Consider the following 13310-nt stretch of genomic DNA (forward strand, 5'->3'; position numbering starts at 1 on the left):
AATTATGCATAAATTTAAATTTATAATACTACTTGTGATCATGGCCATTTTTACTTTTACAGGATGTGCTAAAAAGTATATAGAGATGGTTGAAAAGGATACCACATATAAGTACAGCAGCGCTAAAGCGGTTTGTGGCGAAACTGAACTTGATAAAAAGCTAGAAGGACACATAAATACATTTTTAAAAAAGAAAAACCAATACGGTGACGATCTAATCATAAAATGCGATATACAAAGAACAAAAAATGGAGTTAGGATCCTTAGACACTTAACCCTAGGCATAGGTGGTGCTGGCAAATCCGAGACATTCGCAGTCATAAATTTAGTCGATCAAAGTGGCAAAGAGGTGGCCAAATTTAACGTTACTGTCGAGATTAGATATGGCTTTCTTGGTGGTAGCGCAGATAGAGCGCTACCGATTACCGCTAAAAACATCTATAAAATTGTTACAAAAGATTTTATGTAAAAACTTACCTTTTATTAATATCATAAATGTACTATCCTTTAAAATTTCACAACCGATTTTAAAGGATAAAAATGAAAAAGATCATAACCGCTGCAATATCTGCTAGCATCGCAATGGCTGGAGGCTTCATATCAAAGCACTCAAGCGAAACAATAAGCGTAAAAGATGCCTTAAAACTAAACGACGACACCAAAGTTGTGCTAGAAGGTAAGATAAAATCACATATAAAATCAGACAAATATGAATTTATCGATAAAAATGGTGATGTTATTGTTGTTGAAATCGACAATAACAAATGGGGCAACATAACAGTCAATGAAGATACACCTTTACGAATAAGAGGTGAGATAGATAAAGACTTTACAAAAACAGAGATCGACGTAGATAGCGTAGAGGTTATAAAGTAGTTAAATTTACGAGTATTTAATGCAAAAAATACTAAAATCACGAAAATTTCTAACACAAAGGACGAATATATGGACGTTTCAAAGATCAAATTTGGCTCAAACCCAGACAAAATCAATGCCGTAATCGAAATACCTTATGGCTCAAATATAAAATACGAGATCGATAAAGATAGCGGCGCAGTCGTTGTTGATCGCGTGCTTTACTCAGCGATGTTCTACCCAGCAAACTACGGCTTTGTGCCAAACACACTTGCAGCCGATGGCGATCCAGCTGATATTTTGGTGCTAAACGAGTATCCACTCCAAGCTGGTAGCGTAATCCCTTGCCGCTTAATAGGTGTTTTGGTGATGGAAGATGAAGCAGGCATGGACGAGAAGCTTTTGGCTGTTCCAGTTACAAAGATCGATCCAAGATATGAAGCGATAAAAAGCTACGAAGACTTACCAGTTGCAACGCTAAATAAAATTAAAAATTTCTTTGAAACTTATAAAATTCTTGAGCCAAATAAATGGGTAAAGGTAAAAGAATTTAAAGACGCAAACGCTGCAAAAGAGATTTTAGATGCTGCGATAAAAAATTATAAATAATTTATAAGCCCTATTTTAGGGCTTTTCTTTTTAAATTTGTTCGTTTTATACTCCACATAAAAAAGATCATTTTTATATTTAGATAAGCTTTTTCTTGTATAATACGATTTTCTTTCAACTGTGGGTTCATAGCTCAGTTGGTTAGAGCATCCGGCTCATAACCGGATGGTCCCAGGTTCGAGTCCTGGTGAACCCACCACTTTTTATTTTATTTATAATCTTTAATCTTCTAAAATCTAAACTTTGAGACTATTTTGCTTTTGATTTAAGAATCAAAGTGAAATTTTATTCACCTTGATCTAATATCTTAAAATTTATATTCTAGTTTCACACCGCCGCTTACGCCGTAGCTTTTGTCGTTATCTAACATTCCGCTAAGTTGATAAGAAAGCGCGAAATTTTCGCTAATTTTAGTATCCGCGACCAAATTTAGCTTATAGGCCGGTTTGTTATTGTCGAGCTTGTAGTCGACGTATTCGTTTGAGTTATTTAGCGAAACGTAAGATTTGTCGTCAGAGTTATAGACATTTTGTTTTACTAAAAATTGTGCCGCAAATGCATTTTTATCGCTATTTAACACATACTCGACGCCGACTCCTAAAGCTACGTTAAAGTCATTTATGTCTTTTTGATCGTATCTATCGTTCTTAAAGCCCTTTACGCCGTTTACGACAAATTCTAGCGCAAGTACGGGCTTGATAGCCTGAGCATATTCGCCGTTTGATCCGAGCGAAATTTTATATTTATAGTAGTTGCTCGAAAGGATACCCGTGCTTCTTACGCTGGCCTTTTGCAAATCGTTTAAGCTGCGCTTAGAATTTACGAAAGCTAAATTTAGATTGCTCTGTATCTCGTGAGCGTCTCGCTCAAAAAGTCCATACGCTCCAAAACTGTAAATTTTAGCATCGTCGGTTACGGTATTTGAGCTAAATTTGGACTTACTCATGCCCGCATTCACGCCTAAAATAAACTCGTCATAGCTCCTGTCGTAGCCTATATACGTGCCGTAAAATTTTAGATCACCGCCGCTATCCTTATCTTTAAAATACGCTCCGTTTACGTTCACCCAGAAATTATTTCTTTGTCTGCTAGCCTCGGCCGCTTCGTAGGCTATTGCGGCGGTCGGCTTAAAATCGCTCTCAAGTCCCGCTAGCCTAAACTGCGAAATATCGGCCTTTGCTCTTAACTGAGTAATTTGAGATAATCTTGAATTTATTAACTCATTGCCGTTTTGTAAGGCTTTGACGCTAACTTTTAAAGACGAAGCCGAAATTTCTTTCATATCGGATTCCGCCTTTAACGCCATTTGTCTTAAAGTCTCGGTGTCGCCGCTTTGGAGGGCGCTTTCATATTCCGGTCTATTTTTAAACATATTTAAAATTTTATTTTGGCGTTCGCTAAATCCGGTCAACCTTAGCTCCTGCTCAGATCCCGGCGTCGCAGACGGATTCTCGGCTTTTTTATCGCTTAATCTCATCGTAATTTTGCCGTCTTTTATGGCATAAGTCGTAAAAAGACCGTTGATTTTTTGTTCGGTATTAAATATCGCGCCTTTGTTTACGATACTTTCTGCGCTTACGAGCGTATAGGTTTTTTCAGCAGTCATCTCGCCTCTCAAAGCCGCCGCAAAATCGATGTTAAATTTCATCCCCGCGCCAAGCGTCAAAACCTTTTTAAAATCCAAAATAGGCCCATTTGCATTACTAAAATTTTTAATATTTAAATTTTTCGCTACGGTCGTATCGGGCTCAAAGGTTAGTTTGTTTGCTCCGCTAACGTCTAGATTTTCTATTTCTAATTTACCGCTTCCAGCCGCTATGCTGCGAGTAGGAGCCGTATTTTTGCCGTTTATTACGAGCTCTTTTAGCTTAGTCTTCGTGCCGCCGACTCTTAGCATGCTGTCGCTATCCATAACGATTCTATTTTTAAAGCTAACGTCTTTAACTAGCAAATTTCCTTTTTCTACGTTTTGGCGGTATTTTAAGCCGTCGTCGTAAGTATTTGAGCCGTCGAATTTATCGATATAGTGAGTTAATTCGCCGCTTAAATTTATAACGGAATTTTTCGCCTCTATATTGCTATTTACGTCTATGTCCTTACCTATCGTAAGTTCTGAAGAGTTTATTTTTATGCCCTCTTTCGCATTAAATTTACGCTTCTCCCAATCAGGCTGCGATAGCGTAGAGGGGCGAGTTAAATCCATATACGAAGGCTTGCTTAAACCGGCGGCGGCTATTTTATCCTTTACCGCCTGCGTTAAGACGCTGGCATCTGCCGTAGCATGAGCGGTCGGATGTCCTTGAAGCGTAACCTTGGCGTTATTTAGACTCAAACTTCCGTCTATATCAAAATCGCCGTCAAATACGAGCTCTCGCCCTTGCCCATCGTGTTTTACGTCTATATTTTTATCTACGCTCGCATGAAATATCGTATCCTTACCGCTTTCGCCGTTTATTTTAAGCGTTGCTTTTTGAGTGGATAAATTCGTGATTTTAGCGGCGTTTGAATTAGCCGAAACGTTACTAAAAATTTGATCGAATCCGTTTAAATCAAGCTTTCCTCCGCCGTTTCCAAAAAAAATTTTATCTTTTAGGCTATCGTCTACGCTAAGCCTTAATAGGCCTCTACCGCTCGTTAAATAAATTTTTTCAAAAGCGTTTACGGCTCTTAGATCCACTATACCGTCGCCTAATCTTAATGTTTTATTACCGCTAGAATTTACGATTAAACTTCCTTTGCCGACTTTATGTACGCTAGTATCGGCCGCTACGTTTAAGCTCAAACTTGCGCCGCCAGCTACGTCAAAGCCCGCAAGTCTAGTTATTTTATTGCTTCCGATACCGTTTAGAAGGGTAAAATTTCCGCTATTTACGACGATTCCGCCGTGGCCTAAGTCAAGGTTAGAATTTAGCGTAATGCTTGAACCGTTTGCGGCGTTAAATATATTATCTTTATTTCTTACGAGTTGGGCATTTGAGACGTTTAAACCGCTGACTAAATTTTCGTAATTTCTCCTATAGTCACTAAAATCTTTCATCGTTACGATTGAGGCGTAATTGCCATTATCGGCGACCGCCGATAAAACCCCTACTAGAACCCATTTTTGCGCTACCGTATCGTATACGAAAAATCCAGAACCGCTATCGCCGGGCAAAAGCCTGTTCCTAAAACCCCTATCAGAGGTCATAAACATATAAATGCCGGGCCTATTTATACTCGAGATATGCGTCTTATAATTAGCCGAATAATGCGTGCTTATTTCGTTTACGCTTCCGCCCAAAGCCTGATTAACGATATTTTGATCTTCAAATTCTCTTGCGCTTACGACGTCGCTATATCCGTCGGTATCGATTTTCGGTTTTTCTAGCCCGAGTGCTCCGGTGCCCGCTTGATAGGCAAGAACGTTATCGCCTCTAGCACCGCCGCTATTTTTTATATCATTTAAATAGTTTTGTATTTTATCTATATTAGCCTCATCAGTCGCCCTGCTATCGCCTGAAATATCTAAATTCGGTACGTCTATCGGATCTATTTGTCCCTCTACGATGTATTTTGTGGTTCGCATATAAGCGGTATCGGAATTATATAGCCTCTCGGTCGGGGTCGCCGTATGAGAGGTTAGATATTTGTATTTTGTATTGCCAAACCATCCTCTATTTTCGTTAAAATTACTAGCCGCGGTAGCATCTAACGTATGGTTAGCCGTTACGACGAAATTTCGTCCAAGCGAAGTAAAATTTCCTTTATTATTCCTAGCGCCGCTATTTGGGATTTTATCAAACGTAAATTTGTCGCCGTTTCTTTGCGCAAATTCTAGCGGAGTATCTTGCGGGGTAAAAGCGCCCTTATTTTGCGCGAAATCAAGATAATCCCTATAATAATTCGTCCCTATATCCATAACCTGCGCATTCGCGCAAGCGCATAAAACGCTTGCCAAAACGATAGAAATACCGAATTTGTTATTTTTCAAGATAAACCTCCATTTTGTGAATATAATTCCATTTAAATTAAGGGAAGCATTTTACAATATTTTTTATTGTTTAATGACTAAAACCTTAATTATTTTTTAGACATTAAATTTACAATATGAAATTTTTATCTAATTAAAATTATCTCGCTTTTTAAACTTACTTTTGGTTATAATTACACCAAATTTGGTCGCAGTTGCGATTTACATTTGCATAAATTTATCTTCAACTACCATTTTTGCAAATTTCAAAAGTCAAATTTCACAAGTTTCGCGTGCCGAAAATATCAAATTTACATTTCTTAAATCCCAAAAGGAGATTTCATGGAATTAAAACAAACCGGTATATCACGCCGTGGCTTTTTAAAAGGTGCTTTAGCCACAGCCGCTGTTGCCACGCCACAAACGATGCTGGCTGGCTTTACGCCATTTAAGTCTGACTCGCTTCAGGTTTGGTCGTGTGGAGGCCTATCTGAAGCATTTAATGAGCTAAATGCCATTTACGAGGCAAGAACAGGGCACAATATCCAATACACTGGCGCTTTTGCTGGTGCTCTTGGCAAGTCGCTTTTAGCACTTCAAAGCACGACCGAGCTCTTTGGAGCAAGGGTTTTAGAGCTTTCTAAAAAACTTCGCAAAGCTGGTCTTAGCCTCCACTTTAGACCGCTATGCTTTACCGACTACGTCCTAGTTGTGCCAAAAGGCAACCCTGCTGGCATTCGCGACTTAAAGGACCTTGCAGAACCAGGAGTTAGAGTGATGCTACCTCTTAGATCATCGCCCCCTGGCAGTGGCCCAGTCAAAGGGATCTTGAAAAACTCAAACCTCACTGATGCGGTGATGAAAAACATGGTCGCAAACGGATCATGCGTCATAAATATGATGTGCGAGCTAGTTGATGGCAAGGGCGACGCTTCGATCATCGAAAAACGCCTAACAACGCATGATAGGTTCAAAGACAAGATCGAGTACATGCCCATCGATGAAAAGCTTATCCCACCTGGACCGCTCACTTTTACGCTAAATATAATGAAATATGTAAAAGATGAAAGGCTCGCAAATGACTTTGCAGACTTTGTTTGCGGCACTGAGGGGCAAGAAATTTTTGAAAAACATGGCTTTACCTCCATTTATTCAGCGCGTGGGCTAGAGCTTATAGAAAGGTTTGGTGTAAAAGATGTGTAGTAGCTGTAATAGCGCATGCTCTAATAGCAGTGCATGCGGTAACGTAAATTTAAAAAAGAAAAGCAAAAACTCTCCCACAACAAAGATAAGACGCCTAGTACAGCTCATCTTTATAGCAGGCATCGGTCAATGGGCGTATTACGGCATTTTTAGATGCCCTTTTGTAGTGCCTTTTGTAAATTGCCAAAACTGCCCTATCATCACCTGTTGGGGGCGGATCACGTCGCTGTTTTTTGGATTTTGGCTATTTATCCCAGCGCTTGTCATCCTCTTTGGCAGGGCATTTTGTGGCTGGGTCTGTCCAGCAGGCTTTGTCAATCAAATGCTTGGTAAATTTGCCTTTTTCAAGCTAAAAATTCGCAGCAAAAAGCTAATATTCGCTCAAATAGGCATGCTAATTACCATAGCAATCAGCCTTTGGGTCTATTTCGTCTGGGGCAATCCACGCATGATGATACCTATAAGAACGAGCGATGAGTACCTAACTGCCGTTACTTTGTCACTTCGCTTTGGCGAGTGGGAGTGGGTCACACGCACAGCAGTCATCATCTCAGTCATGCTAGCCTCACTAATCGTAGCTAACCTTTGGTGCCGTTTCGTCTGTCCATCAGGTGGTGTGCTTGAAATTTTGCGTAAATTTTCGATATTTCGTGTCTATAAAACAAGTGCCTGTGACGACTGCGACGCATGCTTGCGCAAGTGCGAGATGGGGACGAGACCTGATGAGATAAACTGCACAAACTGCGGTGACTGCCTCAATGTCTGCCATGCAAATGCCATTAAATTTGGAAGGAAAAAGAGCTAATGATTTTTCGCACCAAAGCTGATCTTGATAACCACCCATGCTTTAACAAAAAGGCCTCCGCTAGCTACGGACGCGTGCATCTGCCAGTTGCCCCTCACTGCAACATCCAGTGCAACTTCTGCAACCGCATATATGACTGCGCTAATGAAAATCGCCCTGGCGTAACGGCAAAGGTGCAAACACCAGATGAATCGGTGAAATTTTTAGAAAAGCTCTTTAAATTTAGACAAGATATATCCGTCATCGGCATCGCTGGACCTGGCGATCCGATGTGCGATGCTGACAAGACGCTAGCGACCTTTGAAAAGTGCAAGTCCCACTTCCCAAACGCCCTGCTCTGCCTCTCGACTAATGGCTTAGCGCTGCCTGAGCATGTGGATGAGATCGTGCGTCTTGGCGTGAGCCATGTGACAGTGACTGTTAATGCCGTGACGCCAGATGTTGGCTCGAAGGTCTATTCGTGGGTGAGGTATGAAGGTAAAAACTACTACGGCGAAGAGGCTGCTAGGATACTGCTAGCGCGCCAGGACGAGGGCATCCGCAAGCTAAAAGAGGCTGGCATGCTAGTAAAGATAAACACCGTAGTCATCCCTGGGGTCAATATAGACCACGTCCAAAGCATCTCGGCAAAGGCAAAGCAGTGGGGAGCTGACATAATGAACTGCATGGCGATGATACCGGTGCATGACACCCCTTTTGAAAATTTAAAGTCCCCCTCAACCGAGGAGATCCACCGCATTCGCAGATCGATAGGCGGCGATATAGACCAGATGACGCACTGCAGTAGGTGCCGCGATGATGCATGTGGAAAGCTTAGCGAAAGATAGCGATAAAAGACACTAAATTTAGTATCTTTTTGGTTTTTGGGCTTTTTACTCGCGCGACTTTTGTTTTTTCTTGTATGGCTCGTGGCCCTTGGCTAAATTTTGTAAAGCTTGCTAGATATCAAAGTTATAAAAGGCATATAAAAAGGCGATTTATTCGTAGTCAGAGTAAGTTTTGCTCAAAGACAAGGTGGCGAAATTTTCTTTACATTATTTTACAAACCCTTTTAAAAGCCATTTAAATGGGCTTTAAATCGGACATCTTAATAACTTTGCTCAATATTCATCTATCTCATAGCTTTGATAGTTTTGTGTGAAATTTAAATTCGCTCTTATATTTGTTTTACTCTTGCGTAAATTTTATCTAGCAAACAGCTTAAATTTATGCTTCTTTTGAATTTACCAGATCAAATTCAGCCCAAAATTCGCTTCCAACTCCTGCTTCGCTTTTTACACCTAGCTTTGCGCCGTGAATTTTAGCTATATTTGCAGCGATAGCCAGCCCTAGTCCGCTGCCTCTGTTTTGGCTTTTGTTTCTTGAGCTTTCAACTTGATAAAATTTATTCCAGATTAGATCGATATCTTTTTTAGAGATACCGACACCATCGTCTTTTACAGACAAAAGCGCATGAGTTTTTGTGAGGGTTAAATTTAGCTCGATCTTAGCTTTTGCAAATTTTAGAGCGTTACTTAAAAAGTTATCCACCAGCCTTGAGATCATCAGCTCATTGCCAAGTATTTGGACATTTGGCGCTACAACGCAGCCAAATTTTAGCCCCTTTGCACTTGCTAGCTTCTCATAGTCGCTGGCCAAATTTTGCAAGATAGCGCTTAAATTTATATCTTTTAGCTCCAAATTTCTGCCAGCTTCTAGCCTTGAGAGCTCTAAAATTTGATCTATCAGTGAGGTTATCTTTCTTGACTGCCTAGAGATGACCTCCAGCGACTCCTTGGCCTCACCCAAATTTTGTGAGTAATTTTTAGCGTAGTCGCTCTCAGCCATGATGACAGATAGTGGCGTTCGCAGCTCGTGCGAGACGTCTGAGGTGAGCTGTTTCTCGCTTTGATAGACCTTTTCTAGGGAGTCGAGCATCTGGTTAAAAACACTTGCAAGCGCGTGCAGCTCGTCTTTGCCAGCAGGTAGGTCTATGCGCTTTGAAAAGTCACGGCTGCTGCCTATCTCAAGCGCAGTTTTTGACATCGTGGCGACTGGCTTCATCGCGTTTTTTATCGTTTTATAGCCGCCATAAAGCACAAAGAGAAACAAAACCGGCACAAAAACACCCAGCACTAGTAAAAATAGCCCCTCTTTTTTAAAAAATTTCTCCGCATTTATCACGCCTCTGATCCAGACACCTTTGCCTCTAGCTGCGATATCGTAGTAGTAAAAGCGGTTTTCGCCGTTTTCAAAAAGGCGCACTGCACCGCTATTCATTTTAAGTGAAATTTGAAAGTATTTTGGTGCTAGACCACCGATCACATCGCCTTTTGCGTTATATTTTATAAAAAATATCCCATCATCGTATGGCTCAAACTCATCCATATCATTGGCTATTTTGGTGACTGATTTGGCTAGCTTTTTTTGGCTCACGTCCTCAAAAACCTCATCCGCCACGACCGCCGAGATGGCAATGAGAGCCGCCACGATAACGATGATAAAAAACGAGTACCAAAGCGTTACGCGCGCCGTTATCGGGATGTTTGCAAGCGCTTGTTTAATCCTTAACAACATAGCCAAGCCCTCTTTTAGTCTGGATCACCTCGCACTCGCCAAGCTTTTTTCTTATGTTTTTTATAAGCACTTCGATGACGTTTGAGCCGCCCGTGTAGTCAAAGTCCCAGACGTGCTCTTTGATCTGGTCGCGAGTTAAAATTCTGCCCTTATTTAGCATCAAAAACTCTAAAATTTCATACTCTTTGCCAGTTAGCTCGATCTGCTCGCCGCTAAATTCGACTGACTTTTTAGAAAGGTCGATCTTTAGCTCGCCTGCGTAAATTTCATTAGCCACGTTACCGCTGTTTCGGCGAATGAGCGTGCGCACCCTAGCTAGCAGCTCCTTAAAGTCAAATGGCTTGACCAAGTAGTCATCAGCACCCGCGTCAAGCCCCTTTACAACGTCATCCACATCGTCTTTTGCCGTTAGTATCAGCACAGGGGTCGCTAGCTTTGCGGCGCGCGATCTTTGCAAAAATGTAAGTCCGTCCATCACTGGCATCATAAGATCAAGCACGATGAGATCGTAGTGCGCCACAGCGATAAAGTCCATCGCCTCCTCGCCGTTAAATGCGCTATCGACGCTATATCCGTTTTTCTTTAGGTGCCTTGTGATAACGCTATTTAGGTCTATTTCGTCCTCTACGACTAAAATTTTCATCCCTGCCTCACTTTATTTTGCCAGCTATTTTATCAAATTTAGCTTTTTATTTTTAGATTTAAAATTTCGCCATTTGCTGCGCCTATCTTAAAATCATACAAAAAGCCGTTAAATTTAGCCCTTGCCTCATAAAAATACTCCGCTCCAAGTGTGCCAAAGCTTTGTTTTTTAGCTAGATAGATCGGTGCAAATTCCACCTCTTCTGGCTTTGTTTTTAGGCGCTCTATGACGATCTCTTTGACTTTTTCTGGCAAGATGCAAGCCACTCTTTCAAATTTAGCCTGCTCTTCATTTATCTTTGATAGCTCCGCCCTTTGCGCCTCGTCTTTTAGGCAGTTTGTAGCGTTTATTAGCCACACTCCAGCCTTGCCAGTGTAGATGAGCGCATCCGCTACGCCTTGAAGCGAAAGTTCAAGCGTCTTTTTAAATAAATTCTGAACTTTGCATTTTGAGGTAGCTTGACTTAAAATTTCTGCGCCACTACTTTCTTCACTAGGATTTTTATCCAAATTTTCAGGGCTTTGCTCGCTCTTGCCTAAATTTTCGTAACTATTTTTATTAGTAACATTTTCACTTATATTTTCTATCTCGTTTTCGCTTAAATTTTTATTCAAATTTCTCTCTAAGACTTGCTTGCTAACTTTCTCGTTTAAATTTTGATCTAAATTTTCACTCATCTTTTTCACCTTTATAAAATTTAACGCCCAAAAAGGGCGCTAGATCACTTTGTATAGTTGCCCATTATCTCGCCTGTTTGAGCGTTTATGATCACTTTTTTCTCGCTCCTGTCGCGCTTAAGCTCTACTTTGTATATCCAAGCACCATTTTTATTATCAAGCTCTGCCTCATCAAGGCTCCAGCCAGCCTCGAGCGCTTGAGCTTTAGCCACAGCTTCGTCGATGCTAAGAGCAAATTTCGAAAAATCTACCACTTCGATCGGCAAGATATGTTTTTTATTTTTATTCTCCATTTTAACGATCTGACCGCTATTGGCATCGATCTTGATATCTTGTTTGACACCGTCTTTAAAAGACTCTATCTTATAAAATGTCACGCCATTTTTGACGTCTATCTCTATATCTTTGACGCTTGAGCCTGGGAAGTTTTTCTCAGCTATATTTAAAGCATCTTTTGATGTGATAGCTGCTTGCAAACCTGTCGCTCCCAAAACTGCTGCTAAAACTGCTGCACCTAATACTTTTTTCATTTTTGATCCTTTTATTTTTTATTTCCAACTTTCGTTTGGATGAGCGCATTATAAAAGCCTTAAATGAAGCTAGAATGAATAAAGGAAATTTATTTTAACTTCGTCCAAAGATGAATATCTAATCGCATTTTGATTACGAATCAGAACGATATACTTTGAAACAATAAATAAATCTGAAGGGAAATAAAGGGGAAAAATACAAAAAATAATAAAACTTAAAGTTCTTAAAACATCGTTAAAATCGGGATTTTAAAATGATTTTTGAAGAAGAATGGCTCCGGATGCTGGGTTCGAACCAGCGACCAAGTGATTAACAGTCACCTACTCTACCGCTGAGCTAATCCGGAACACTTGAAAAGAGCTCGTATTATAGACGAAAAGATATGTTTTGTCAATAAATTTTAGCTTAATTTATAAAAAATTGTACAGAGCCCAATAAATTTTTATAAAAGGCTACAACTAGCCTTTTATAAATCCACTTGCAATAACCTTATCGCCATCATACATAACACAAAGCTGGCCTTGTGCCACACCAAGTGCATTTTGATTTAGCGTTAGTTTTGCTGTTTTATTCTCTTTATCAACCTCAACAAAAGCATCAAGTTTAGGGCTTCTATATCTTATCTTGGTTTCGCAATCAAATTTATCTTTATCTATAAACAAATTTACGTTTTCAAGCTCGACTACTTTTTGAGCCAGGTCATCTTTTGTTCCCACAACGATCTCATTTTTATCGGCATTTATCTTTATAACAAAATGTGGCTCATGGGCGCCGAAAACCTCAAAACCACGGCGTTTACCGATAGTATAGTGCATATAGCCTTGGTGGCGGCCGATTATTTTGCCATCTTTATCAACTACGTTTCCTGGCAAATTTGTATTGTAATGCTTATTTAAAACTTCGATATAGGTATCTTCCACAAAGCAAATTTCACTACTTTCTGCCTGCGTAGCAAATTCTTCAAGCACTTTTACACTTCTTGCAAGCTCTTTTATATCTTTTTTAAATTTATCCCCAAGCGGGAAAATAACATCTTTTAATATCTCTTTTGGCACTTGGGCTAAAAAGTAGCTTTGATCCTTGCTAGGATCTTTTGCACATGTGATAAATCCATCAATAACTTGCACATAATGCCCAGTAGCAAGCTTCTCACAGCCATTTGCCTTTGCAAAATCAAGTAGCGCACCAAGCTTTATAAATTTATTGCACAAAGCACAAGGATTTGGCGTCTTGCCTTCTTTATAGAGCTTCACAAAAGGATCATAGACAAACTCATTAAATTTATCCTGCAGATCCAAAATATGCACCTTTATGCCAAGATACTCGCCTACTTTTTTCACTTTTCTGATATTTTCTTCATGATATCCTGGCTTTTGATGTAGCATCATATAGCAGCCTTGCACTTCATGACCAGCTTCTTGCAGAAATTTAGCCGTCATAGTGCTATCTACACCACCGCTCATTGCGACCATTACTTTCATA

At 40.3% G+C, this 13310-nt stretch carries 12 protein-coding genes and 2 tRNA genes; 7 read left to right on the top strand and 7 right to left on the bottom strand.

What is annotated here, in order from left to right:
• The first annotated feature begins 4 nt into the window (after nt 1-4).
• The 4 genes from ATCC51562_RS03130 to ATCC51562_RS03145 all read left to right on the top strand — a co-directional run bounded on the left by ATCC51562_RS03130 (nt 5) and on the right by ATCC51562_RS03145 (nt 1663).
• Nucleotides 5-469 carry a hypothetical protein gene (locus ATCC51562_RS03130; RefSeq protein WP_021090948.1) on the top strand — a complete coding sequence of 155 codons (465 nt, stop codon included), beginning with the start codon at nt 5-7 and terminating at the stop codon, nt 467-469.
• Between the two features lie 71 nt (nt 470-540).
• Nucleotides 541-876 carry a NirD/YgiW/YdeI family stress tolerance protein gene (locus ATCC51562_RS03135; RefSeq protein WP_021090514.1) on the top strand — a complete coding sequence of 112 codons (336 nt, stop codon included), beginning with the start codon at nt 541-543 and terminating at the stop codon, nt 874-876.
• A 69-nt stretch (nt 877-945) separates the two neighbouring features.
• Nucleotides 946-1464, top strand: coding sequence for an inorganic diphosphatase (ppa, locus tag ATCC51562_RS03140; protein ID WP_021090924.1), 519 nt, complete (start codon nt 946-948; stop codon nt 1462-1464).
• Nucleotides 1465-1586: 122 nt separating this feature from the next.
• Nucleotides 1587-1663, top strand: a tRNA-Ile gene (locus tag ATCC51562_RS03145).
• Nucleotides 1664-1771: 108 nt separating this feature from the next.
• Here the strand turns inward: ATCC51562_RS03145 and ATCC51562_RS03150 are convergent.
• The gene (locus ATCC51562_RS03150) at nt 1772-5434 is read right to left on the bottom strand and encodes a S6 family peptidase (RefSeq protein ID WP_021090560.1); all 3663 of its coding nucleotides are present in this window, start codon (nt 5432-5434) and stop codon (nt 1772-1774) included.
• 321 nt (nt 5435-5755) lie between these two features.
• Here ATCC51562_RS03150 and ATCC51562_RS03155 point away from each other — a divergent pair, with 321 nt between their 5' ends.
• From ATCC51562_RS03155 to nifB, 3 genes are read left to right on the top strand one after another with little or no spacing between them, the layout of a single operon-like run.
• Nucleotides 5756-6616 carry a substrate-binding domain-containing protein gene (locus tag ATCC51562_RS03155; RefSeq protein WP_021090879.1) on the top strand — a complete coding sequence of 287 codons (861 nt, stop codon included), beginning with the start codon at nt 5756-5758 and terminating at the stop codon, nt 6614-6616.
• Nucleotides 6609-7421: a 4Fe-4S binding protein gene (locus ATCC51562_RS03160; RefSeq protein ID WP_021090848.1), complete on the top strand. Its 813-nt coding sequence runs from the start codon at nt 6609-6611 to the stop codon at nt 7419-7421. Before ATCC51562_RS03155 ends, ATCC51562_RS03160 begins: the two co-directional genes overlap by 8 nt.
• Entirely contained in the window at nt 7421-8248 is an 828-nt protein-coding gene (gene nifB, locus ATCC51562_RS03165; protein WP_021090485.1) for a nitrogenase cofactor biosynthesis protein NifB, read from the top strand. The genes ATCC51562_RS03160 and nifB overlap by 1 nt, the downstream gene beginning before the upstream one ends.
• A gap of 379 nt (nt 8249-8627) precedes the next feature.
• Here the strand turns inward: nifB and ATCC51562_RS03175 are convergent, their stop codons facing one another.
• The 6 genes from ATCC51562_RS03175 to mnmA all read right to left on the bottom strand — a co-directional run bounded on the left by ATCC51562_RS03175 (nt 8628) and on the right by mnmA (nt 13309).
• Entirely contained in the window at nt 8628-9977 is a 1350-nt protein-coding gene (locus tag ATCC51562_RS03175) for a sensor histidine kinase (protein ID WP_021090933.1), read from the bottom strand.
• On the bottom strand, nt 9961-10620 hold the full coding sequence (locus tag ATCC51562_RS03180) for a response regulator transcription factor (RefSeq protein WP_021090965.1): 660 nt from the start codon (nt 10618-10620) through the stop codon (nt 9961-9963). The genes ATCC51562_RS03175 and ATCC51562_RS03180 overlap by 17 nt, the downstream gene beginning before the upstream one ends.
• 38 nt (nt 10621-10658) lie before the next feature.
• On the bottom strand, nt 10659-11297 hold the full coding sequence (locus tag ATCC51562_RS03185) for a hypothetical protein (RefSeq protein WP_021090683.1): 639 nt from the start codon (nt 11295-11297) through the stop codon (nt 10659-10661).
• 44 nt (nt 11298-11341) lie between these two features.
• On the bottom strand, nt 11342-11827 hold the full coding sequence (locus tag ATCC51562_RS03190) for a PepSY domain-containing protein (RefSeq protein ID WP_021090950.1): 486 nt from the start codon (nt 11825-11827) through the stop codon (nt 11342-11344).
• 272 nt (nt 11828-12099) lie between these two features.
• Nucleotides 12100-12174: transfer RNA gene (locus tag ATCC51562_RS03195), tRNA-Asn, on the bottom strand.
• A gap of 112 nt (nt 12175-12286) precedes the next feature.
• A complete protein-coding gene (mnmA, locus tag ATCC51562_RS03200; RefSeq protein WP_021090839.1) occupies nt 12287-13309 on the bottom strand; it encodes a tRNA 2-thiouridine(34) synthase MnmA in 1023 nt (340 codons plus the stop codon).
• Nucleotide 13310 lies beyond the last annotated feature (1 nt).

Source organism: Campylobacter concisus ATCC 51562, from assembly GCF_000466745.1.
GTDB lineage: Bacteria > Campylobacterota > Campylobacteria > Campylobacterales > Campylobacteraceae > Campylobacter_A > Campylobacter_A concisus_B.